The sequence below is a fragment of the Arthrobacter sp. P1_B3 genome (genome assembly GCF_056406615.1).
In genome coordinates, this window is record NZ_JBFTZV010000019.1 from 74,906 (window position 1) to 96,882 (window position 21,977).

General features: G+C 67.3%; 21 protein-coding genes. 13 read left to right on the forward strand and 8 right to left on the reverse strand.

The annotated features are described in order from the left end of the window. Window positions 1-57: 57 nt before the first annotated feature. Both AC1D2F_RS17945 and AC1D2F_RS17950 read left to right on the forward strand, forming a co-directional pair. Window positions 58-543: a MarR family winged helix-turn-helix transcriptional regulator gene (locus tag AC1D2F_RS17945; protein ID WP_476967316.1), complete on the forward strand. Its 486-nt coding sequence runs from the start codon at window positions 58-60 to the stop codon at window positions 541-543. A 37-nt stretch (window positions 544-580) separates the two neighbouring features. Beyond that, a complete protein-coding gene (locus tag AC1D2F_RS17950; RefSeq protein WP_476967317.1) occupies window positions 581-1,870 on the forward strand; it encodes an MFS transporter in 1,290 nt (429 codons plus the stop codon). On the opposite strand, the gene AC1D2F_RS17955 is transcribed toward AC1D2F_RS17950, so the two are convergent. The 3 genes from AC1D2F_RS17955 to rraA form a co-directional block, all read right to left on the reverse strand. After that, window positions 1,820-3,295 carry a sugar porter family MFS transporter gene (locus tag AC1D2F_RS17955; protein ID WP_364746529.1) on the reverse strand — a complete coding sequence of 492 codons (1,476 nt, stop codon included), beginning with the start codon at window positions 3,293-3,295 and terminating at the stop codon, window positions 1,820-1,822. The genes AC1D2F_RS17950 and AC1D2F_RS17955 overlap by 51 nt on opposite strands. Before the next feature lie 309 nt (window positions 3,296-3,604). Next, entirely contained in the window at window positions 3,605-5,263 is a 1,659-nt protein-coding gene (locus AC1D2F_RS17960) for an MDR family MFS transporter (RefSeq protein WP_476967318.1), read from the reverse strand. A 118-nt stretch (window positions 5,264-5,381) separates the two neighbouring features. Beyond that, on the reverse strand, window positions 5,382-5,858 hold the full coding sequence (gene rraA / locus AC1D2F_RS17965; protein WP_476967319.1) for a ribonuclease E activity regulator RraA: 477 nt from the start codon (window positions 5,856-5,858) through the stop codon (window positions 5,382-5,384). Window positions 5,859-5,960: 102 nt separating this feature from the next. Between rraA and AC1D2F_RS17970 the strand changes: the two genes are divergently transcribed. The 6 genes from AC1D2F_RS17970 to AC1D2F_RS17995 all read left to right on the forward strand — a co-directional run bounded on the left by AC1D2F_RS17970 (window position 5,961) and on the right by AC1D2F_RS17995 (window position 11,602). Further along, entirely contained in the window at window positions 5,961-7,241 is a 1,281-nt protein-coding gene (locus AC1D2F_RS17970) for an MFS transporter (protein WP_476967320.1), read from the forward strand. A gap of 152 nt (window positions 7,242-7,393) precedes the next feature. Continuing rightward, entirely contained in the window at window positions 7,394-7,981 is a 588-nt protein-coding gene (locus AC1D2F_RS17975; RefSeq protein WP_229991978.1) for a TetR/AcrR family transcriptional regulator, read from the forward strand. A gap of 304 nt (window positions 7,982-8,285) precedes the next feature. Beyond that, complete coding sequence (locus tag AC1D2F_RS17980) at window positions 8,286-9,479, forward strand: NAD(P)-dependent malic enzyme (RefSeq protein ID WP_414645519.1); 1,194 nt, start codon at window positions 8,286-8,288, stop codon at window positions 9,477-9,479. 101 nt (window positions 9,480-9,580) lie between these two features. Next, window positions 9,581-10,081 carry a DUF456 domain-containing protein gene (locus tag AC1D2F_RS17985; RefSeq protein ID WP_476967321.1) on the forward strand — a complete coding sequence of 167 codons (501 nt, stop codon included), beginning with the start codon at window positions 9,581-9,583 and terminating at the stop codon, window positions 10,079-10,081. A 33-nt stretch (window positions 10,082-10,114) separates the two neighbouring features. Then, a complete protein-coding gene (locus AC1D2F_RS17990) occupies window positions 10,115-11,164 on the forward strand; it encodes a hypothetical protein (protein WP_229991981.1) in 1,050 nt (349 codons plus the stop codon). 81 nt (window positions 11,165-11,245) lie between these two features. Beyond that, window positions 11,246-11,602 (forward strand): nuclear transport factor 2 family protein, encoded by a 357-nt coding sequence (locus tag AC1D2F_RS17995; protein ID WP_229991982.1) that lies wholly within the window; start codon window positions 11,246-11,248, stop codon window positions 11,600-11,602. Window positions 11,603-11,617: 15 nt separating this feature from the next. Here the strand turns inward: AC1D2F_RS17995 and AC1D2F_RS18000 are convergent, their stop codons facing one another. Then, window positions 11,618-12,280, reverse strand: a complete 663-nt coding sequence (locus AC1D2F_RS18000) for a LysE family translocator (RefSeq protein ID WP_229991983.1) — start codon at window positions 12,278-12,280, stop codon at window positions 11,618-11,620. Between the two features lie 117 nt (window positions 12,281-12,397). Here AC1D2F_RS18000 and AC1D2F_RS18005 point away from each other — a divergent pair, with 117 nt between their 5' ends. Continuing rightward, entirely contained in the window at window positions 12,398-12,853 is a 456-nt protein-coding gene (locus AC1D2F_RS18005) for an Lrp/AsnC family transcriptional regulator (protein WP_364746522.1), read from the forward strand. A 42-nt stretch (window positions 12,854-12,895) separates the two neighbouring features. Here the strand turns inward: AC1D2F_RS18005 and AC1D2F_RS18010 are convergent, their stop codons facing one another. Continuing rightward, the gene (locus AC1D2F_RS18010; RefSeq protein ID WP_026266767.1) at window positions 12,896-13,354 is read right to left on the reverse strand and encodes an Lrp/AsnC family transcriptional regulator; all 459 of its coding nucleotides are present in this window, start codon (window positions 13,352-13,354) and stop codon (window positions 12,896-12,898) included. 338 nt (window positions 13,355-13,692) lie between these two features. On the opposite strand from AC1D2F_RS18010, the gene gluQRS reads away from it, so the two are divergent. Both gluQRS and AC1D2F_RS18020 read left to right on the forward strand, forming a co-directional pair. Continuing rightward, window positions 13,693-14,640, forward strand: a complete 948-nt coding sequence (gene gluQRS, locus AC1D2F_RS18015; RefSeq protein WP_229991985.1) for a tRNA glutamyl-Q(34) synthetase GluQRS — start codon at window positions 13,693-13,695, stop codon at window positions 14,638-14,640. 9 nt (window positions 14,641-14,649) lie between these two features. Then, window positions 14,650-15,285, forward strand: a complete 636-nt coding sequence (locus AC1D2F_RS18020; protein ID WP_229991986.1) for an HD domain-containing protein — start codon at window positions 14,650-14,652, stop codon at window positions 15,283-15,285. Here the strand turns inward: AC1D2F_RS18020 and AC1D2F_RS18025 are convergent. Together AC1D2F_RS18025 and AC1D2F_RS18030 are read right to left on the reverse strand one after the other, a co-directional pair. Further along, window positions 15,282-16,796 (reverse strand): carboxylesterase/lipase family protein, encoded by a 1,515-nt coding sequence (locus tag AC1D2F_RS18025; RefSeq protein ID WP_364746519.1) that lies wholly within the window; start codon window positions 16,794-16,796, stop codon window positions 15,282-15,284. The genes AC1D2F_RS18020 and AC1D2F_RS18025 overlap by 4 nt on opposite strands. A gap of 47 nt (window positions 16,797-16,843) precedes the next feature. Beyond that, window positions 16,844-17,485, reverse strand: coding sequence for a transmembrane-type terpene cyclase (locus AC1D2F_RS18030; RefSeq protein WP_229991988.1), 642 nt, complete (start codon window positions 17,483-17,485; stop codon window positions 16,844-16,846). A gap of 185 nt (window positions 17,486-17,670) precedes the next feature. Here AC1D2F_RS18030 and exaC point away from each other — a divergent pair, with 185 nt between their 5' ends. Together exaC and AC1D2F_RS18040 are read left to right on the forward strand one after the other, a co-directional pair. Beyond that, a complete protein-coding gene (gene exaC / locus AC1D2F_RS18035) occupies window positions 17,671-19,194 on the forward strand; it encodes an acetaldehyde dehydrogenase ExaC (RefSeq protein ID WP_229991989.1) in 1,524 nt (507 codons plus the stop codon). 87 nt (window positions 19,195-19,281) lie between these two features. Beyond that, the gene (locus AC1D2F_RS18040) at window positions 19,282-19,869 is read left to right on the forward strand and encodes an adenylate kinase (RefSeq protein WP_229991993.1); all 588 of its coding nucleotides are present in this window, start codon (window positions 19,282-19,284) and stop codon (window positions 19,867-19,869) included. Window positions 19,870-19,942: 73 nt separating this feature from the next. On the opposite strand, the gene acs is transcribed toward AC1D2F_RS18040, so the two are convergent. Continuing rightward, window positions 19,943-21,973, reverse strand: coding sequence for an acetate--CoA ligase (gene acs / locus AC1D2F_RS18045; protein WP_476967322.1), 2,031 nt, complete (start codon window positions 21,971-21,973; stop codon window positions 19,943-19,945). Between the last annotated feature and the right edge of the window lie 4 nt (window positions 21,974-21,977).

Sequence of the window (21,977 nt, forward strand, 5' to 3'; positions counted from 1 at the left end):
ATAGGGCAACTCGCCTTCCTTGACCGTTAGGTTGCCTAACTGTTAGGCTACCTAACTATGAACGCCAGTGAACCGGCTGACCCCGGCCTTCTTGCTCTCGCCAAGGACTTCCGCGAGGCCCTCCGCCACAGCATCTACCTCGTCCGCCGTCTGGATGCCGACGGCGAACTCAGTGCCGCCCAGCTCAGCCTGCTCAAGATGCTGATGGACGCCGGACCCGCAACAGGCGGCCGTGCTTCCTCCGCCAGTGGAGTGCGTGTGGGCGAAATCGCCCGAAACCTCGGCGTTAAGGTGCCCAGCGCCACCGAACAGATCATCAAGCTCGAGCGTGCCGGCCTCGCCCGCCGGGAACCGGACCCCAACGACTCCCGCGCCGTCCGCGTGACCCTCACGGAAGCCGGCCTCGCCGCCGTCGCCGCCGCCAATGAGCGCCGCAACTCCGTCATGGCCGGCGTCCTCTCGTGCCTTTCGGACGACGACCGTGCCGCCCTCGCCGCCGCCCTTCCGGTCATCGGCAGGATCAACGCGACGCTCCAGGCCTGATATTCCACCGAACTTCCCATCATTGAGGAGTGCCCCCATGTACGGCCACCCCGCCGACACCTTGCCGGCAGCCGAAGTTACCCTCGAGGCCGAGAAGGCCTCGCTGCTCAAACAGCCCAAGGCGGTGTGGGCGACGGCCCTCGCGGCGGTGTTCGCCTTCATGGGCATCGGGCTGGTGGACCCCATCCTGCCGGCGATCGCCAAAAACCTGGACGCCTCCCCGAGCCAGGTTTCGCTGCTCTTTACGAGCTATTTCCTGGTCACCGCCGTCGCCATGCTGATCACCGGCTACGTCTCCTCCCGGATCGGCGGGAAGCGGACGCTGCTGATTGGCCTGGCGGTGATTGTCGTGTTCGCCTCGCTGTCCGGCACGTCGGGCAGTGTGGCTGAGCTCATCGGCTTCCGGGCCGGCTGGGGACTGGGCAACGCCTTGTTCGTGGCCACGGCACTGGCGGTGATAGTCGGCGTCGCCAGCGGTGGTCCCGGCACGGCGATCATCCTGTACGAGGCCGCCCTTGGCCTGGGAATTTCCCTCGGCCCGCTCCTGGGTGCTTTGCTTGGCGGTTGGCAGTGGCGCGCCCCGTTCTTCGGCACCGCCGTGCTGATGGCCTCCGCCTTCATCGCGCTCATTGCGCTGCTGCCCAAGACCCCGCTGCCCGAGCGGAAGGTCCGGCTCCGGGATCCGCTGCTGGCCCTGGGTCACAGGGGTCTGCGGACGACGGCGGCCAGCGGCCTGTTCTACAATTACGGCTTCTTCACCGTCCTCGCCTTCACGCCCTTCATCCTGGGCATGGACGCCTACGGAATCGGCGGCGTGTTCTTCGGCTGGGGTGTCGCCGTCGCTGTCTTCTCGGTGTTTGCCGCCCCCGTGCTGCAGAACCGCTTCGGAGCAGTCCGGGTCCTCATCGGCACACTGGTCCTGCTGATGCTGGACCTCGTGGGACTGGGCCTGGCCGCCGGGCACTCGGTGCCCGCCGTCGTCGTCCTCGTGGTCATTTCCGGTGCGCTCCTAGGCGTCAACAACACCATCTACACGGAGCTGGCCATGGGCGTTTCCGATTCGCCGCGGCCGGTGGCCTCCGCCGGCTACAACTTCGTGCGCTGGATGGGCGGCGCCCTGGCACCCTTTGCCGCCGCGCAGCTGGGCGAGCACTTCGGCCCGCAGGTGCCCTTCTTCGCCGGCGCGCTGGCCATGGTTGCCGCGATTGCCGTGGTCTTCGGCGGCCGCCGCTACCTCACGTCGCTGAGTGCAGCGGCGACCTCACACGGCGCCGGCTCAGGCCCTGGCGGACTCCTTCGCGGAGTCTTGGGCGGACTCCTTGGCTGAACCCTTCGGGACGAACAGGGTTTCGGCCTGTTCCAAGGACATGCCGTTGGTCTCCGGCACCTTGAACATCACGAAGAAGAACGACGCGGCCGCGAACAGCGCGTACATGGCGTACGTCAACGGCAGCGAGGCCGCGGCCATGACGGGGAAGCTCAGGGTGATGGCGAAGTTGGCGGTCCACTGTGCGGCCGCGGCCAGGCCCAGGGCGCGGCCGCGGATGCGGGCCGGGAAGATCTCGCCCAGCAGCACCCACACCAGCGGGCCCCAGGAGGCGCCGAAGCTGATGACGAAGACGTTGGCGGCGACCAGCGCGGCCGGACCCCACGCGCCGGGCAGCGAGATCGCGTCCCCGGACCCGGTGGCCGAGCTGAAAGCGAGGGCCATGGTGCCCAGCGAGAGGGCCATGCCGATGGAGCCGGCCAGCATGATGGGACGGCGGCCGATCCGGTCCACCAGGGCGATCGCGACGAGCGTCACCAGGATGTTGGTGATGGCGGTGGCCACGGAGATGGTGAGCGAATCCTTTTCCTGGAAGCCCACGGCCTTCCACAGGGTGGTGGAGTAGTAGAAGATCACGTTGATGCCGACGAACTGCTGCAGCACGGACAAGATGATGCCGATCCAGACCACCGGCTGCAGGCCCAGGGCCTTGCCGCGCAGGGATCCCTTCTGGCCGGCGAGCTTGTCCTCGTCGATCGCCTTCTTGATGTCGCGCAGGTGCCGGTCCGAGTCCTCGTTCGGGGCGATCGACTTGAAGACCTTGAGGGCTTCCTCGTTCTTGCCCTGGAAGACCAGGAAGCGCGGCGATTCGGGCAGGGTGTACGCGATCCAGCCGTAAACGACGGCGGGGACGGCGGCGGCCATGAACATCCATCGCCACGCTTCCAAACCAAACCAGAGGGCCTGGTCGGCGCCGCCGGCCGACGTCGCGAACAGGGCGTCGGAGAGGAGGGCAGCGAAGATGCCGGTGGTGATCGCCAGCTGCTGCAGCGAGGCCAGGCGGCCACGGACGTGGCGGGGGGAGATCTCGGAAATGTAGGCCGGAGCGATCACGGAGGCCAGGCCGATGCCGAGCCCGCCCACCAGGCGCCAGAAGATCAGGTCCCAGACGCCGAACGCGAACCCGGTGCCGATGGCGCTGACGAGGAACAGCAGCGCGCCCAGCTTCATGGCCGGGATCCGGCCGTAGCGGTCGGCTACCTTGCCGGCCAGGTAGGCGCCTGCCGCGCAGCCGAGGAGGGCCACGGCGACGGCGAAGCCGGTCACGGCCTCGCTGAGGGCGAATTCGTCCTTGATCGCGTCGACGGCGCCGTTGACGACGGAGGAGTCAAAGCCGAAGAGGAAGCCGCCGACGGCGCCCGCCACGGCCAGCCAAATGACCCGTTTCGGGATCTTGGCGGCGGTCTGGTCCTGGGTGATGGTCATACGGCTCCCTTGGCAGTTCGCGGTCCACGGCCTTCGCCGCAACTACCCAGTCTTACACCGGACCCGGCGTGCCGCCTGTCACAACCACCGGAAAGTGAGATGAAACATACACTTTGCCGGTGCCGTCGTCTGCGCCTGCCGGGCCGGAACCGAAGGCGTCACGCAGAGCAGGCTTTCGGCGTCGGGCACCCCGTCCGGCGGCCCGGTCTGGCGGCCCGGTTTTACGGCAGACGACGGCGACAGGCAGCCCAGAAGACTGCCTGCCGTGACGTGTACTGCCGTGTTCGTGTTCCAGCGGTCGGAACCGCCCTAGTGGGCTGCGGCCGTGGCGACTTCCCTGGCGGCCACTTTCGGGTCCGTGAGTTTCTTGTTCGGCAGGGCGAAGGTGATCAGGAAGGCGATGCCGGTCAGTACGGCGGCCGTGAGCATGACGGCGTCGATCGACTGCGCGAAGCCCTCGGTGATGGGGCGGGTCAGCGTCGGGTTGGCGGTGTGCAACCAGCTGGTGTCGTTCAGCGAATCGTTGCTGGCACCGTTTTTGAAGAACTCGTAGAGCTTGGCGTTGGCAGGGTCTGCCGCCACGGCCGGGTCCTTGAGCACCTTGAGGTAGTCCGCACTCTGCGCGGCGTCCTTCATGCCCGTGGCGATCTTGTCCGCCGCGAGGCTGAAGAGCATCGAGATGAACACCGCCGTGCCCACCGCGCCGCCCATGGAGCGGAAGAACGCGGCGGAGGAGGTGCCCACACCCATGTCCTTCGACGGAACGGAGACCTGCATGGCCAGCGTCAGCGGCTGCATGCAGAAGCCCAGGCCCAGACCGAAGAACACGGCGATGGCGCCCGGTACCCACAGCGGCGTGTCGACGCCGAGGGAAAGGCCCATCACGACGGCGGCCGCGGTCAGGACCGCCGTGCCAAGGATCGGGAAGATCCGGTACGTGCCCGACGCCGAGATGGTCCGGCCGGCCGTGATGGAGCCCGTAAGGATGCCCACCGTGAAGGTGATCATCATGAGGCCGGCCTCCGTGGGCGTCAGGCCCTTGACTAGCTGCAGGTACATGGGAAGCATTGCGATGGCGCCGAACATGCCGATGCCGATGATGAAGTTCAGCAGCGAGGACAGGCCGAACGTCATGTTCTGGAACAGCCGGAGCGGGATCAGCGCGTAGTCGGCGGCATGCCGTTCGGCCAGCAGGAACGCGATGATGCCTACGACGCCCAGGCCGTAGCAGAGGTAGGAGTTGGCGGAGCTCCAGCCCCAGCTGCGTCCCTGTTCGGCGACGAGAAGGAGCGGAACGATCGCCAGCGTGATGGCGGCCGCGCCCCAGTAGTCGATCTTCTGCTTCACATGCTTGGCCGGGAGGTGCAGGTACATGAAGACCACCGTCAGGGCGGCCAGGCCGATCGGGATGTTGATCAGGAACACCCAGCGCCAGCCGTCGATTCCGAGGATGGTCTCGGTGCCGGCGAAGGCGCCGCCGATCACGGGGCCCAGGACCGAGGAGATGCCGAAGACCGACATGAAGTAGCCCTGGTACTTGGCGCGGTCCTTGAGTGCCACGATGTCGCCGATGATGGTCAGGGCGAGGGCCAGCAGGCCGCCGGCGCCCATGCCCTGGATGCCGCGGGCGATGGCGAGCTCCGTCATGGAGTGGACCGAGCCGGCGTAGAGCGAGCCGACGAGGAAGATCAGGATGGCGATGAGGTACAACGGGCGGCGTCCGAAGATGTCGCTGAGCTTGCCGTAAAGCGGCGTGCTCACCGTGGAGGTGATGAGGTACGCGGTGGTGGCCCAGGCCTGCAGGGAAAGGCCGTCGAGGTCGTTGGCGATCGTGTAGATCGAGGTGGACACGATCGTCTGGTCCAGCGAGGACAGGAACATGCCGAGCATGAGTCCCACCATGACGGTGATGGTCTGACGGTGGGTCAGGACCTCTCCAGCGACGCGCGCGGAGGTGGCTTTGGACATGACTGCTCCAAGGTGAAGGGTGGGGATCAAGCGGATAGTTGCTTTCAGTAACTATGTTACTGGCTCAAATGTTCCCGCCACTACCTCCCTGCGAAAAATGACCTCAGAGAAGAAAGCCTCAGCGTTCGACCAGGATTCCGTCCGGGTCGCACCAGATCATCGCACCGGGGCGGATGGCCACGCCGTCGATCTCCAGGGGCACGTCGATGGCCCCGGCGCCTTCCTTGGCGCTCTTGCGCGGGTTGCTGCCCAGCGCCTTGACCCCGAGCGGCAGCCCCGCGATAGCGAGCCGGTCCCGAATGGCGCCGTTGATAACGACGCCGGCCCAGCCGTTTGCGACGGCACTCGCCGCGATCATGTCCCCCATCAACGCCGTGCGGAGGGAGCCGGCGCCGTCGACCACCAGCACGGAGCCGTTGCCGGCAGTGGCCAGCACCGACTTGACCAGCGCGTTGTCCTCGAAGCACCGAATGGTCCGGACCGGCCCGCTGAAGTGCGACCGGCCGCCGAGGGACTGGAACTGCATGGCCAAGGAGCTGAGCTCCTCGCCGCGCTCATCGTAGAGGTCGGCGGTGTTGACGGCGGATGCGTTCACTGGTTCTCCCTGGCTGAAACGTAGACGGCGGATCTTGATCCCCACGATAGTCTGGCCCCAGACAGATCATCAGCCTGAGTCGCCAGTTCCGGGGGGAACCACATGAGCTTGTCCGACCTACCGAGCGCAGCTCCGACGTCGGCGGCGCTTGCCGAGCCGGAACGGCGTGTCCGCCCGGTCTGGACCGCCGGCGTGGTCCTGGTCAACCTGGGCATCAATGCGGCGTTCTTCGGCCCGATCCAGGTGCTGCTCGGCCAACAGGCGGCCGCGTTCAGTGAAGGGGACAAGGAAGCCATCCTCGCCCTTGTGACGGGCGCCGGCGCCGCGGTATCGCTCGTGGCCAACCCCCTCTTCGGCGCCTTCAGCGACCGCACCACCTCCCGGATGGGCCGCCGCGTGCCGTGGGTGCTGTTCGGGGCGGTCCTTGGCGCCGCAGCCCTTATCGCGCTGGCCGGGGCGCCGAACGTCGCCATCATGACGCTGCTCTGGTGCCTCGTGCAGGCCGGCTGCAACGGTGCCTACGCCGCCATCACCGCCGCCATCCCGGACCGGGTGCCGGTCCCGCAGCGCGGCACGGTGGGTGGACTGGCCGCCATGGGCCAGACGGTCGGGATACTCATCGGCGCGGTGATCGCCGCCGCCGTCACGGGAAACTTCGCCGCCGGATACGTGGTGTGCGCGGTGGCGCTGCTGGCCGGCGTCGTGCTCTATTACTTCAAGAACGACGACATTCCTCTGCCCGCGCAGGCCCGTCCGCGGTTCGGCCTGGCCGGTTTTGTGCGGGGCTTTTGGATTTCCCCGGCCCGCCACCCGGATTTTGCCTGGGCCTGGCTGACGCGGCTGCTGGTGAACATCGGCAACCACATGGTCACCCTCTACCTGCTGTTCTTCCTCAACGACGCCGTCCGGGTCCGCGAAACCCAGGGCATCGAGCCCGAGTTTGGCGTCCTGATCCTCACGGGCCTGTATGCGGTCATGGTGATCGTCACCAGCGTGATCGGCGGCCGGGTGAGCGACCGGATGGGCCGCCGGAAGCCGCTGGTCGTCATCTCCTCCGCAGTGATCGCAGCGGCCTCCCTCATTCTTGCGTTCGCCCCCACCTGGCCGGGCGCGCTGATAGGCGCGTCTGTGCTCGGCATCGGCTTCGGCTGCTATCTCGCGGTGGACTTCGCCCTCATCACCCAAGTGCTGCCCACTGCCCTGAACCGGGGCAAGGACCTGGGCGTCATCAACATCGCCAATTCACTGCCGCAAGTGCTTGCCCCGCTGATCGCGTATCCCTTTGTGGCCCTCTGGGGCGGCTATGTTGCGCTGTATGTCGCGGCCGCCGTGATTGGGCTTCTCGGCGCCGTGTTCGTGGTGAAGATCAAGGGCGTGGACTGAGCCGCGGGTCCCCGCTCAAGGGGCTTCCGGGGCCCCGGCCGACTAGCCGGACGCCCGGTTTCGTGGCGTATAGTGGACGGGAATTGCCGCGGCAGCGCGGTGGGCGGATCGCGCCCGGCTGCCGAGAAAAACGACCCCCCGGAACGCTGCTGATGCCTGATTTACACTCAGATCTTCCACCGATGGCCCCTCCCCCTACTCTGCCCCGGCAACGGCTCCGGTACGTGCGGATCCTTGACGTTGCCGCGGGGTTTGCCCGCAAGGGCCTGGAATCCGTGGTCCTTTCCGAGGTGGCCGCCAAAGCGGACGTGCCGCTGGGGACGCTGTACCGCTATTTCCCGTCCTCCACCCAGCTGGTTCTGGCGCTATACCGCAAACAATTGGGCGAACTGCTCGCGGCGAGTTCGCCGGAGGCGGGAAAAGTGGCGGCCCAGGCCCTCGCCGGAGTGGTGATGGAGATCTTCCATATGCGCCTGATGCAGCCCGCCGTGGAGCAGGCGCTTAACCGCGCGGTCTACGTCAAGGACACCGACACCACGCGGCTGCTCCGTGAGATCGATGCGACAGCCGAGAAGGCAGTGACGGCAGCGTGCGGCGACGCCGCAGTGGCCCGGGTGCTGCTGCTGACGGTTACGGGACTGGTCCAGGCCGTCCGCTGCCGCCGGCTGTCCCTCTTCGAAGCGGAGGGGGACCTGAAGAAGGCCTGCTCGCTTCTGCAGCGAACCCCGCAAGCCGCGTAACCGGTCTAGACCATTGACCCGAAAAAGTCCCTCTTGCGCGTGATGTGGGTCACTTAAAGCTGTGGGGAAACGTTTCATCACGGCGCATCACGTCTGCCGCGCGGCGTAACCGGCACGATGCCTTGTTTACGATTGCTGGACCGGATTCGGCTGACGCCAGCAAATCGGGGGGCTCCACCGGCGACCGCCACCTCTGGTCGCCGCCGCCCCAGCCAGACCAACTTGAGCACCCCTGCTTGAGCTTCCATGAGCCGTGCGCCCACGGTGAGTCCCAGGAGACAACGACGTGTCCACTGAAACGATCATTCCCGCCGATTCCACCTCCCCGGCTGAGGCAGTAGCCGTGCTCAGCGACGAGGAAATCTTCGCATCCCACGAGGGCGGCAAGCTTTCGATTTCCAGCACCGTCCCGCTCGCCAGCAAGCGCGATCTCTCCATTGCCTACACGCCCGGCGTCGCCCAGGTCAGCCGCGCCATCCACGCCAACCCGGAGCTCGCCAAGACGCTCACGTGGGCCCAGCGCCTTGTGGTGGTGGTCAGCGACGGCACGGCCGTGCTGGGTCTGGGCAACATCGGCGCCAGCGCCTCGCTGCCCGTGATGGAGGGCAAGTCCGCGCTCTTCAAGGCCTTCGGAGAACTCGACTCCATCCCGCTGGTCCTCAACACCACCGACGTCGATGAAATCATCGAGACACTTGTCCGGCTCCGCCCCAGCTTCGGCGCCGTCAACCTCGAGGACATCGCCGCGCCCCGCTGCTTCGAACTCGAGGAAAAACTCATCGAGGCACTGGACTGCCCGGTCATGCACGATGACCAGCACGGCACCGCCGTCGTGGTCCTCGCCGCCCTGACCAATGCCGCCAAGGTGACAGGTAGGACGCTCGACAGCCTGCGCGTGGTGGTCTCCGGTGCCGGGGCGGCCGGGATCGCCGTCGCCGAAATCCTGCTGACGGCCGGGATCGGCGACGTCGTCCTCCTGGACTCCCGCGGCACGATCAGCAAGGACCGCGCGGACATCGCCGCCGATCCGGCAAGCAAGAAGGCCCAGCTCGCAGCCCGCAGCAATCCGCGCGGAGTGGTCGGCGGACCGGGTGAGGCGCTGCTCGGGGCCGACGTATTCGTCGGTGTCTCCTCCGCAAAGCTGGACGAAGAGCACTTGAAGCTGATGAACCACAGCTCGATCGTGTTCGCCCTGTCCAATCCGGACCCGGAAGTCCTGCCGGAGGTCGCGAGCAAGTACGCGGCTGTGGTCGCCACCGGGCGCAGCGACTTCCCGAACCAGATCAACAACGTCCTGGCGTTCCCCGGCATTTTCCGCGGCGCCCTCGACGCCGGCGCCCGCCGGATCACGCCGGCCATGAAGCTCGCCGCGGCCCGGGCCATCGCAGAACTGGCCGAGGACGACCTTTCCGCGGACTACATCGTGCCCAGCCCGCTGGATCCGCGCGTGGCCCCCGCAGTCTCCGCTGCAGTCGCCGCGGCGGTCGAAGCCGAGTAGATCCGCACACTGCGGCCCACACGGTGACGGCGGCGCTGCCCTTGGGGGAGCGCCGCCGTTGGCGAACCTGGTGGGGTCCGTTCCCCGCCTAGACTGGGCAAATGAACCCCGAGACTCTGGTGACTGTGCTCTGCGGCCTCGCCATCCTGGTGGGCGTGGCCGGGACCATCATTCCCGTCCTGCCCGGCAGCATGCTGATCGGGGCGAGCCTGCTGGCCTGGGCACTGTGGGGCGGCGCCGGAACCACCGGCTGGGTGGTCTTTGGGATCGGACTGGTGTTCGTCCTGGCCGGCATGGCCGCCAGCGCCGTCCTGACCGGCCGGAAGCTAAAAGAGCACAGCATCCCCAGCCGTTCCGTGGTGGTGGGCCTGGTGCTGGGCGTGGCCGGCATGTTCATCATCCCCGTGGTGGGGCTCTTCGTGGGCTTCGCCGCCGGACTCCTGCTCAGCGAGCTGCAGCGCACCCGCGTGTTCGGCACGGCGGTGGCCTCGAGCTGGGCCGCGCTGAAGGCCACGGGCTTTGGCATGATCGTGGAATTCGGCCTCGCGTGCCTCGCCGCGAGCACTTGGGTGATCGGCCTCTGGGTGGCTGCGGCCGCCTAGCAGCGGCCCGCCGGAGCCTACTACCATGGGGGCATGAGCGCCAGACCTGGCGAATCCGCCCCCCGCATTCCCGACGGCCGCATTCCCATCGGCCAAATTCCCGACGACCAAATTCCCGACCACCAGCGCAGGCCGTACACGGACACCCGCGACCTGACGCCCTTCCGCAAGGCAGTGGTCCGGACGCCCGTCCGCGGCCTGGCCGGCAACGTGGGCTCAGTGGTGACCGGACTCATGGCGGGCCGGGCCCCAGGGACGCTGGCCGCCGAGGGTGGGGTGCCCCGCCTGGGCAGGGTGGGAGGCCGGGCGTCCGCCAAGAGACTGAAAGCCGTGCACTCCGCCGTCTTCGGCAGCACCGATCCGGACCGCCTGATCACCCTGGCCCGCGCCTACCCCGGCTGGGCCGGAGTCTGTTACCTCATGGCCGGGCTGCTGGCGTACTCCCACGGCGGGCATCTGCGCGCGTCCGAGCTGCTGCAGCATGGCCTGAGCCTGCGGAACGACGAGGACGCCAACCGCTATGCCGCCGCGTACCTAGCCGGCGTCGTCACGAGGGTGGAGGTGGCGGAGCGGATCGAGGTTCCGGTGCTCTTCAGCGAGGAGGCCGTGTTCCTGGCCCTGTCACATTCACTGCGCGAGACCGGCCAGGCGGAGGCGGCGCTTGCGGCACTTGCCGGCCTGCCGCCGTCGCTGCCGCTGGCCCTGGCCCGCTGTTCTCTTGAGGCTGAGCTGGGACGCGACGTTGACGTAGTGGCGGAGACCGAGGGGCTGCTGAACGCGGACGATCTGGCCGCCGCGCTGCTGCTGGTCCGCGCGCGTTCCCTGCGCAGGCTCGGAGCCTACACCGCTTCCCGTTCAGCCCTGCAGGAAGTCCTGCGGCGCAGGAAGACAGACTTCACCCTCCGCAGTGACGCGCTGACGGACACTGCCCTGCTCCTCCTGGACGCGGGCCGCAAAACCCTCGGGTCCCGGGAATGGCAGCGCCACAAACCGGCTCAGCTGGAGGCCGTGAAGGCCATCCGCAAGGACGCGGAAATGCACGAACTCTGGGACCGCGAATACGGTCGCACTGACGACCACTGACAATGTTCCGCGCCCGATCGTGGCCAAATACACGTATCGACTACTCTTGCGGGCCCCTTTGGCGGGGAGTACAACCGAGGCATGAGAGATGCGGTGGAGCGCTGGATGCAGCACTACATCACGGCGTGGACGACGAACGATCCCGAGGACATCCGGGCCCTGTTCACCGAGGATGCCGTCTATGCAACCAGCCCCCAGGAAGCCGAACCGTGGCGGGGCCGGGACGATATTGTCGAGCACTGGCTTGCCGGGCGCGATGAGCCGGATGACTGGACGTTTGAGTGGAAGCTGCTGGGGGTCGACGGCGGCCGGGCGTTCGTGCAGGGCCTGACAACCTACCGGGGCAACAGCCGAAGCTACGACAACCTGTGGGTCATCCAGTTGACCGCGGACGGCCGCGCGTCGTCCTTCACCGAGTGGTACATGCAGCGCAAGTAGCCGGGATTCCTGCCGTCACGCTCGGTTCATGGCTGCGCTGACGGCGGGCACGATCTGTTCGCCGAGCAGCAGGGCGCCCAGGATCAGCATGATGATTCCGCTGGCCAGCGTCACCTGGCGTGCTGCGCCCGGCCTGGCCTGCAGCAATTTCCGCGCCAGGAGTGCCACGCAGCTGTAGATGACGCCCACGAGCAGGACGAAAGTCAGCCCGAGAAGCCCCGACTGGACCGGAACCGGCAACGCGGCGTCAGGGCTGACGAACTGCGGCACCAAGGCCACGAAGAACAACAGGCCCTTGGGATTGATCCCGCTGATGCCCATGCCCTGGAGGAAGATCCGGAACTGGCTCGCCGGCGCGGCCGCACCGGAGGCAGCCGTGCCGGTGCTGAAGCTGGCGCCACGCCAGGACCGTAGGGTGCTGAAGCCCAGCCAGAGCAGGTAGAGGGCGCCCGCGGCCGTCAGCCAGCCGAGCACGCCGGGCATCCCGGCCAGCAATGCCGCCAGTCCCAGCACCAGGAGCGCCGTGTGGACAGCGTAGCCGCCGCAGAGCCCGGCGACGGCGGGTGCGAAGCTGCGCTGCCTGAGCCCGGCCGCGATCGAATAGGCCCAGTCGACGCCGGGGGTGCATGCCAGTGCGACGGCGACAACCAGGAAGGCGAGGAAAAGCTGGGGGTTCATGGCGGGCTCCAGGGGTGCGGCACCTCGTAGCGGGTACAAGGAAAACTCTAGGCAATTTTGGCCCGGAAGTGTTCGCGTATTTACTGAAGAATCGCGGCTTTTGGGTAAGATAATTGCGTGATCGACAACATTGACAGAAGTATTTTGCGTTACCTCCGATCGGATGGCCGAATGACTGCTACGGCCCTGGCGGCCAAGGTCGGGCTGACCGTGGCGCCGTGCCATCGCCGGCTGCGGGATCTGGAGGCCGCCGGGATCATCCGGGGCTACCGGGCGGACATTGATCCGGCCGCCGTGGGGCTCGGCTTCGAGGCGATCGTGTTCGTGACCCTGCGGCAGGTGGACCGTTCCACGATGGAGATCTTCGAGAACCGGGTGGCCGACAATCCCAACATCGTGGAGGCCCAGCGGCTCTTCGGATCACCGGACTACCTGCTCAAGGTCATAGCGGAGGACCTCCCTTCTTACCAGCGTTTCTACGACAGCGAACTGACCTCACTGCCCGGCGTCGAACGCCTGACGTCAACGCTGGTCATGAAGAACCTGAAGGCCAACGCCGGGCCGCCGGTCTAAACCAAGACTGGTAGGCCGGGGGTGCCGGACCCGACGAGGCGTTCAGGCGCCGAGTAGTCCCGTGGTCCGGTAGGGAATAACCTCGCGCAGGAACATGCTCGTTGAGGTCCGGACGATCCCGGGGCACAGCCGGATTTCCTCGGACACGCGGTAGAGATCGTCCGGGCTCTTGGCCACCACCCGGATCAGGAGATCGGTGTCGCCGGCCGGGGCGTGGCATTCGAGCACTTCCGGGATATTGCGCAGGGCAGCGATCGCCTCGTTGAGGTGGCTCTGATCCAGTTCCGCGCTCACCGCGGCCGCCACGCCCCTGCCCAGGGCGGACGGCAGCACCCGGCTGCTGTTCGGACGGAGCGCGCCCGACGCCGACATCCGCTCCAGGCGGGACTGGACCGTTCCGCGGGCCAAGCCCAGCTTCTGCGCCAGCACCATGACCGGCACGCGGGGATCGTCGTCCAGCGCGGCGAGGATCCGCCGGTCCGTCGCGTCGAGTTCTTGCAAAATGACCACTTCCTGTTCACTGTCCCGGGCGTAGTTGATCAGATTGGCTACTCCAGCGCCGGTCCGTTGCACCAACTGTAGGGCTTCTGCTCAAATGGTGACAACAAAGGGAACGAGACCACCGCCACGATCCCGAAGGCTACGGACACCCCGGCACACCACCCGGACCCTGGATGAGGCTCCCGCAAGGAACCCGCCGCTGACTGACTCTTGTTCACGCATCGTCACTCCGCACAACGCGCCACCACGCGGCAAGAGCCCCTGAGCCACCGACGTCGGATTTCCCGAAGTCATCGGTAGCTGAGGGGCTCTTGTGCTGTTCCGCATAGGCTTGTCCCATGACCTCAGCTGGCCGCTTCGCCCCCAGTCCCTCCGGCGAACTGCACGTGGGCAACCTCCGGACGGCCATCCTGGCGTGGCTCTTCGCCCGGTCCTCGGGGCGGCGGTTCCTGATGCGCGTGGAGGACCTGGACCGTGCCCGGGCCGGCGCCGAGGCCGAGCAGCTCCGCGACCTTGCGGCGGTCGGCGTGAGCTGGGACGGCGGCGTTGTGCGCCAGACGGACCGCGAGCACCTGTATGCCGAGGCGATCGCGCAGCTGACGGCGGCCGGTCTGACCTACGAGTGCTTTTGCACCCGCCGCGAAATCCAGGAAGCACCGTCCGCGCCGCACGCTCCGCTGGGCGCCTACCCGGGGACGTGCCGGAACCTCACCGGCGCCGAACGGGAGGCCAAACGGGCCGCCCGGCCGCCGGCTGTCCGGCTCCGTTCCGCCGTCGCTGAGGTGACTGTGCGGGACATGCTCCACGGCAATTACACGGGGGTGGTTGACGATTTCGTGCTCCGGCGTAACGACGGCGTGACCGCCTACAACCTGGCCGTGGTGGTGGACGATGCCGCCCAGGGCATCGACCAGGTGGTCCGCGGCGACGATCTGCTGCCGTCCACGCCGCGGCAGGCGTATTTGGCGTCGCTTTTGAATATGCCTGTTCCGGAATATGCGCACGTGCCGCTGGTACTGAACGCCGACGGCGCCCGGCTGGCCAAGCGCGACGGCGCCGTCACCCTCGCCGACCTCGCGCTGGCCGGCGTGACCGCGGACCAGGTCCGGGACACGCTGCTGGCATCCGTCGGCCTCCCGCCCGGCCCACTGGAACATGCGCTGGCCGTCTTCGACCCGGCCGCCCTGCCACGCGAACCCTGGGTGTGGCCCGGCATGCCGGGAGCGCATCCGGGAACACGTCCGGGAACCGGCATCGGGGCCCGGACGGACAGCCGCGGCGCGTAGGCTGGATTCATGACCGAGCCCGCACACCCCCAGCCCCGCTTCACTGTCGAGACAGCCAAGGTCCTGGCCGAGGTGGCCCACAACCGGCAGAAGGACAAGCTCAAGCGGCCCTATCGGGATCATGTGCTCGCCGTCGGGGATGCCCTGGCGGACTTCGACGACGACATCCGGATCGCCGGTTACCTCCACGACATCGCCGAGGACACCCCTGTGACACGGCAGGCACTGCTGGACATGGGTGTCTCCGAGCGCGCCGTGGACATCATCGAACGGGTCACGAAGCGCCTGCATGAGAACCCGGACGACTACCAGGCCGGCATCCGGTACATCGCCGAGGACCACGACGCCACGCTGGTGAAGATTGCCGACAACGCGCACAATTCGCTGCCCGAACGGGTCAAGGCGCTGGCCGAAAAGTGGCCGGACAAGCCCCCGGTCACCCGCTACGACGACGCCCGGCCGGTGCTCTACGCCGCCGTCCCTGTCGAGGAAACCCGGAAAATCCTGGCCCGAATCAATCCGTGGCTGCTGAAGGAACTCGACGACATGCTCGACGAGGCGGACGACACCGACTACGAAAACCTCTCCTACGACGGCCCGGCAGCAGTCACAGGCGAGGCCGGGCACACGGGCGCGGCCGGCTAGCGGATGCCGTCCCAGAGGGCGCGTTCCCAGGACCGGGGGTCATTCACCACGCCCTGAGCAACGTCGAAACGCATAGTGACCCTGCTGGCGGGTTCGTATTCCGGCCAACCGGGGTCGCCGGTGGTGGCGAAGGACACCCAGGCGGCGTGCATGGCATCGGCCAGTTCCTGCGGGGGATTCTCGCCCAGGAGCGGCCCGAACAGCCGGGCGTGTGTGTCCAGGGTGTCAAAAACAAACGGCACCTCCACGGCATGGACCGCGCCGAGGCCCGGCGCGGCCCAGGCGAACTCGTACATGTAAGTTCCCGCGCCGGCGCGCGCCGCGTTCGCGTGAGCCTCGGCCAGGCGGATCGCCGGGATCCGTACCCACCAGTCAGTCTGCACCGCGGCCAGAAGTTCGCCGGGGGCGGCGCCGGGGTAATGGGCGCGATACGCCTCAAGCGCAGCCTGGACCGGGAGACCGTAGGCGGCGGGCGGGGGGAACCCTTCAATGTTGTCCGCTCCGCCCAGGCTCTCTTCCGTAACCCTGGCGAGCACGCCGGTGATGGCCAGGAAGAGTTTCCAGTCCTCGGTGTTCGTTCCTACGATTATGCCGACGTGCGCGCCGGCCCCGGCAGCGATCCGGTCGATCGGACGGCGCGGAATGACGTCTCCGTCGATCACCGGCTGCCACGGCATCAGGCTTGCCACCACGTCGTGGCCCCAATGCTCGGGGTCCGGGTGCGCCAGCAGTTCAGCCTTGAGCTCCCTCTGCGCCGTCAGGAGCCGTTTGACTGGGACGGCGGCAATGGCCTCGCGGGTCTGCGGAACCCCGAGTTTCTCGGCGAGGGACCGTCCGATCCGTTCGGCGGCCGGGGAGGGGAGCACATGGTGGGCTGCCCCGCTCTGCAGGATGGCCCGCTGGAACAGGCCCTCGGCCCGGGGAATGGAGAGAAGGACGCCGATGCTCATCGCTCCTGCCGACTCGCCAAAGACAGTTACGTTTCCGGGGTCGCCGCCGAAGTCCGCGATGTTGTCCCGAACCCACTCAAGGGCCGCAATCTGATCGAGCAGGCCCACGTTGGCGTGCCCATCGTCGAGGTAAAGGAACCCGTCGGCGCCCACGCGCCAGTTGATCACGACGCACACGACTCCGTCGCGGGCGAAGTTCCGGCCGTCATAGGCCGCCGTTGATCCGAATTCGAACGCGCCGCCCTGGATCCAAACCATCACGGGCAGCCCGGCCGCGCCGGCACTGGCAGTCCAGATGTTCAGGTTCAGGCAGTCGCCTCCGCTGAGGCCGGTGTCCCAGTCGAAACCCGCGCTGACGGGCGGAGCAACCTGGGGAGGCGAATCCCCGTAGCCCGTGGCGTCCCGGACGCCGGTCCACGGCTCCACCGGCTGCGGCGGGAGGAGCCTGTTCGCCCCGGTCGGCGGTGCCGCGAAGGGGACGCCCAGGAAGGTGCGGACGCCGTCGGCCTCCGCACCGCGCAGCGTGCCGTGCACGGTTTTGACGACAGCGTCCATGGCCATAACCGCCACTCTGGCAGGTCCCGGTTGCTCCGGAAAAGGGCCGAAGGTCACCGCCTGGACAGCTGTGGCCCGGCCTGGAGCACGGGGCGCCGGGCCCGCCAGACAAGCCCGATGTACGCCAGATCAAAGACGCTGCACAACAGGCCGAGGCCCAGGATCAGCGCCGAGTTCCCCAGCCAGCCGAACGCCACCGTGGGAGCCAGCGTGCCGATCCACTTGGCCACTGCGATCAGCAGGGTCTGCCCCCGGGTGCCGCCGCGGGCGGCGAACATCGCGATGAACAGCCCGGACATCAGCAGGTTCTGCAGGAAGGCCGCATAGCGGGCCGCGTGGTCCCAGCCGAACTCGGCGACGAACAGCAGCTGCACGGCGAAGGACGTGACGCCCAGCAGGAGCGCCCAACCGATGAAGAGCCGCCGGGTCACCCAAGCCGGAAGCTCGGAGCGGCCGAACTTCAGGAAGGTGTACACAATCACGACGTCGGCGAGTCCCCACGCGATGTTGAAGACACCCTGCGCGGTAATTCCGGTCGCGATGGAGCGGGCGGCGTAAATGGCCTCCCAAGAGAAATTCAGCGCCAGCGCGGCGGCCGGGATCGCGTAGCTCCTGTCCCTGAAGCCGATCCGGATGGCATCGACGTAGACCACGGTCCAGGCCAGGCCGCTCACAATCGTCAGAAACAGAATCACGGTCCCCTCCTCTGATGCATGGGCGCCAACGCGTGCCGACACAGCGAGCTTATCGATGGCCGGCAGATGCCGCTCAGCGGAGGGCCAAGGAGCAGCTGACAGCCCCCGCTGCAGCGTGGCCGCAACCTATGAAGTTCTAGGATTGCGGCCAGGACGAAGACGTCTGTTTTCCATGAGGAGTAACCATGACTGTTTATGTCCAGCCAGGCCAAGAAGGATCCAAGGTCCAGTTCAAGGACCGCTACGAGAACTGGATCGGCGGCGAATGGGTGGTTCCTACCACCGGCCAGTACATCGAGAACGTCTCCCCGGTGAACGGCAAGCAATTCACTGAGGTTGCCCGAGGCGCAGCCGCGGACGTTGAGTTGGCGCTTGATGCCGCCCATAGAGCCGCTCCGTCGTGGGGCAAGGCCTCGGCTACCGAGCGCGCGGCCGTCCTGAACAAGATCGCCGACCGCATCGATGCGAACACCGAGATGCTCGCCGTCGCCGAATCCTGGGATAACGGCAAGCCGATCCGCGAAACCCTCAACGCGGACATCCCGCTCGCGGCGGATCACTTCCGCTACTTCGCCTCCGCCATCCGGGCCCAGGAGGGCAGACTGTCCCAGCTCGACGACGACACCACCGCCTACCACTTCCACGAGCCGCTCGGCGTCGTGGGCCAGATCATTCCCTGGAACTTCCCCATTCTCATGGCGGTCTGGAAAATGGCTCCGGCCCTCGCCGCGGGCAACGCCGTCGTCCTCAAGCCCGCGTCCAACACCCCGGCCTCCATCCTGGTGCTGGCCGAACTCATCGCGGACCTGCTGCCCGCCGGCCTGCTGAACATCGTCAACGGCTTCGGCTCGGAGGTCGGCAAGCCGCTGGCCTCCAGCCCGCGTATCCGCAAGATCGCCTTCACCGGCGAAACCTCCACCGGACGACTGATCAGCCAGTACGCCAGCGCAAACCTGATCCCGGTCACCCTCGAGCTCGGCGGCAAGAGCCCCAACATCTTCTTCAACGACGTCGCCGACACCAACGATGCCTTCTACGACAAGGCATTGGAGGGCTTCACTCTGTATGCCTTCAACCAGGGCGAAGTCTGCAGCAGCCCATCACGCGCCCTCGTCCAGGACGGCATTTACGATTCCTTCATGGCCGACGCCGTGGCCCGGACGCAGCAGATCATCCAGGGCAACCCGCTGGACACCACAACCCAGATCGGGGCTCAGGCGTCCGTAGGCCAGATGGAGAAGATCCTCTCCTACATCGACATCGGGCTCCAGGAAGGCGCCAACATCCTCGCCGGCGGGAACCAGACTGAGCTCGACGGAGACTTGGCCGGTGGCTTCTACGTGCAGCCGACCATCTTCGAGGGCAACAACAAGATGCGGATCTTCCAGGAGGAAATCTTCGGTCCTGTCGTCTCAGTGGCGCGGTTCAGCGACTACAACGACGCCATCAGCATCGCCAACGACACCCTGTACGGCCTCGGTGCCGGCGTCTGGTCCCGCAACGGCAACGTCGCCTACCGCGCCGGGCGGGAAATCCAGGCCGGCCGCGTGTGGGTCAACAACTACCACGCCTACCCGGCCGGGGCCGCGTTCGGCGGGTACAAGTCCTCCGGCATCGGACGGGAAAACCACTCGATGATGCTGGACCACTACCAGCAGACCAAGAACCTGCTGGTCAGCCACTCAGAAAACAAGCTCGGCTTCTTCTAAAGCCGATCAAGGGCCCGCCGCCACAGCGGCGGGTCCTTGACGCACCCTTTCAACGACGGCACCACGAAGGACCCACAAATGACGAGAATGTTGATTATTGGCCCGCCCGGATCCGGCAAAGGCACCCAGGCGCAACGGATTTCCGAGCGCCTCGACGTCGTTGCGATCTCCACCGGCGACATCTTCCGAGCCAACGTCAAAGGCGGAACACCGCTGGGGCTGGAAGCAAAGAAGTACATCGACAACGGCGACTTCGTCCCGGACAGCGTGACCAACAAGATGGTGCGGGACAGACTGCTGCAGGAAGACGCCACGTCAGGCTTCCTCCTGGACGGCTACCCGCGCACCACGTGCCAGGTTGACGAGCTGGACGACATTCTGGCGTCCGGCGACCAGGTTCTTGACGTCGTCTTGCAGTTGACTGCCGACGACGAGGAACTGGTCTCCCGCCTCCTGCACCGTGCCAAGGAAACTGGGCGGAGCGACGACAACGAGGCCGTGATCCGCCACCGGCTGGACCTGTACCACGGGCAGACGGAAGCTGTGGTGGCGAAGTATGCCGAGCGCGGCATACTGGCCAAGGTTGACGGCATGGGCGGGATCGACGACGTCACGGACGGGGTGATGCGCAGCCTGGAACATCCCGTCAAAGCCTCCGCCGCAAGCGGACGCTAGCACGTACGACGACGAAGGCGCCGCCCACCAAAAGTGGGCGGCGCCTTCGTCGGGCGTGCGCGGCGTTGCGCGCTTATTTCTTCAGGGATTGGGCGATCTGGGCCATGACTGTGTTGTCCGCCAGGGTGGTCGCGTCGCCGACCTCGCGGCCTTCCGCGACGTCTTTGAGCAGGCGGCGCATGATCTTCCCGGACCGGGTCTTGGGCAGTTCGGGAACCACGAGGATGGTCTTGGGCTTGGCGATCGGACCGATTTCCTTGCCCACATGGTTGCGGAGTTCCTGGACGGTGTCGTCGCCGGAGTCCACGGCGTCGCCGCGAAGGATCACGAAGGCGACGACGGCCTGGCCGGTGGTCTCGTCCGCGGCTCCGACGACGGCGGCCTCGGCCACCGCGGGGTGGGACACCAGGGCGGACTCGATTTCGGCGGTGGAGAGCCGGTGGCCGGAAATGTTCATCACGTCATCGACCCGGCCCAGCAGCCAGAGGTCGCCGTCCTCGTCCTTCTTGGCGCCGTCGCCGGCGAAGTACATGGTCTCGAAGCGGGACCAGTACGTKTCCTTGAACCGCTCCGGGTCGCCCCAGATCCCGCGCAGCATGGCCGGCCACGGTTCGCGGATCACCAGGAAGCCGCCGTGGCCGTTGGGCACCGATTCGCCGAGCTCGTCCACGACGTCCACGGCGATGCCGGGCAGCGGGACTTGGGCCGAGCCGGGCTTGGTGGCCGTGACGCCRGGCAGCGGGGCGATCATTTGTGCCCCGGTCTCGGTCTGCCACCAGGTGTCCACGATCGGTGCGGGGTTCGCCTTCCGTTCGCCGTTCTTGCCGGCGTTGGCGCCGATGACCTCGCGGTACCACATCCAGGCTTCCGGGTTGATGGGTTCCCCGACGGAGCCGAGGACGCGGATCGAGGAGAGGTCGGACCGGGCCGGGATGTCCTTGCCCCACTTCATGAACGTGCGGATCGCGGTGGGGGCGGTGTARAGGATGGAGACCTTGTACTTCTCCACGATCTCCCACCAGCGGCCCTGGTGCGGGGAGTCCGGCGTGCCTTCGTACATGACCTGCGTGGCGCCGTTGATGAGCGGGGCRTAGGCGACGTAGGAGTGCCCGGTGATCCAGCCGACGTCGGCGGTGCACCAGTAGACGTCGGTCTCCGGGTGCAGGTCGAAGACCGCCTTGTGCGTGTAGGCGGTCTGGGTGAGGTAGCCGCCGGTGGTGTGCAGGATGCCCTTGGGCTTTCCCGTGGTGCCGGAGGTGTAGAGGATAAAGAGCGGGTGTTCGGCGTCGTGCCCGACGGCGGTGTGCTCGGCCGACGCGGCGCCGACGGTGTCCGCCCACCAGTGGTCCCGGCCCTCGTGCCAGTCCACGTCCTGGCCGTTGCGCCTGACCACAACGACGTTCCGCACGGTGTGGCCGTCGCCATTTCCCGTGTGGGACAACGCGTCGTCGACGGCGGCCTTCAGGGCGCTGGGCTTGCCGCGGCGGTAGGTGCCGTCGGCCGTGACCACAAGCTTGGCCTCCGCGTCGTCAATCCGGGAACGCAGGGCCTCGGCGGAGAAGCCGCCGAAGACCACGGAGTGGATGGCGCCGATCCTGGCGCAGGCCAGCAGCGTGATGACGGCCTCGGGGATCATGGGCAGGTAGACCGCGACGCGGTCGCCCTTGGCCACGCCCAGSGACTCGAAGGCGTTCGCGGCCTTCTTCACTTCCTCGGTGAGCTGTGCGTAGGTGTAGGTGCGGGTRTCGCCGGGCTCGCCCTCGAAGTAGATCGCCACCCGGTCCCCGTGGCCGGCCTCGACGTGSCGGTCCAGGGCGTTGTAGGCGGCGTTGACCTCCCCGCCGACGAACCACTTCGCGAACGGCGGGTTGGACCAGTCMAGCGCCTGGGTGAAGTCCTTGGACCAGYYCAGCAGTTCCCGGGCCTGCTTCGCCCAGAACGCGGGGCGGTCGGCGTCGGCCTCGGCGTACTCGCCGGCGGTGACCACCGCATTCGCCGCGAACTCGGCCGAAGGCGCGAACCGGCGGTTCTCCTGGGACAGGTTTTCGAAAGCGTCGCCTGCCTGGATGAGGCCGGGTGATACCACGGTGCGGGCGTTGGACATGGGT

Bases quoted from the DNA above. Each gene is read 5' to 3' on its own strand.
- AC1D2F_RS18000 (WP_229991983.1), bottom strand. From the start codon at position 12,280: ATGAACCCCCAGCTTTTCCTCGCCTTCCTGGTTGTCGCCGTCGCACTG.
- exaC (WP_229991989.1), top strand. From the start codon at position 17,671: ATGACTGTTTATGTCCAGCCAGGCCAAGAAGGATCCAAGGTCCAGTTC.
- AC1D2F_RS18040 (WP_229991993.1), top strand. From the start codon at position 19,282: ATGTTGATTATTGGCCCGCCCGGATCCGGCAAAGGCACCCAGGCGCAA.
- AC1D2F_RS18025 (WP_364746519.1), bottom strand. From the start codon at position 16,796: ATGGCCATGGACGCTGTCGTCAAAACCGTGCACGGCACGCTGCGCGGT.
- AC1D2F_RS17950 (WP_476967317.1), top strand. From the start codon at position 581: ATGTACGGCCACCCCGCCGACACCTTGCCGGCAGCCGAAGTTACCCTC.
- gluQRS (WP_229991985.1), top strand. From the start codon at position 13,693: ATGACCTCAGCTGGCCGCTTCGCCCCCAGTCCCTCCGGCGAACTGCAC.
- AC1D2F_RS17970 (WP_476967320.1), top strand. From the start codon at position 5,961: ATGAGCTTGTCCGACCTACCGAGCGCAGCTCCGACGTCGGCGGCGCTT.
- AC1D2F_RS17995 (WP_229991982.1), top strand. From the start codon at position 11,246: ATGAGAGATGCGGTGGAGCGCTGGATGCAGCACTACATCACGGCGTGG.
- AC1D2F_RS17975 (WP_229991978.1), top strand. From the start codon at position 7,394: ATGCCTGATTTACACTCAGATCTTCCACCGATGGCCCCTCCCCCTACT.
- AC1D2F_RS18020 (WP_229991986.1), top strand. From the start codon at position 14,650: ATGACCGAGCCCGCACACCCCCAGCCCCGCTTCACTGTCGAGACAGCC.
- AC1D2F_RS17945 (WP_476967316.1), top strand. From the start codon at position 58: ATGAACGCCAGTGAACCGGCTGACCCCGGCCTTCTTGCTCTCGCCAAG.
- AC1D2F_RS17990 (WP_229991981.1), top strand. From the start codon at position 10,115: ATGAGCGCCAGACCTGGCGAATCCGCCCCCCGCATTCCCGACGGCCGC.
- AC1D2F_RS17960 (WP_476967318.1), bottom strand. From the start codon at position 5,263: ATGTCCAAAGCCACCTCCGCGCGCGTCGCTGGAGAGGTCCTGACCCAC.
- AC1D2F_RS17985 (WP_476967321.1), top strand. From the start codon at position 9,581: ATGAACCCCGAGACTCTGGTGACTGTGCTCTGCGGCCTCGCCATCCTG.
- AC1D2F_RS17955 (WP_364746529.1), bottom strand. From the start codon at position 3,295: ATGACCATCACCCAGGACCAGACCGCCGCCAAGATCCCGAAACGGGTC.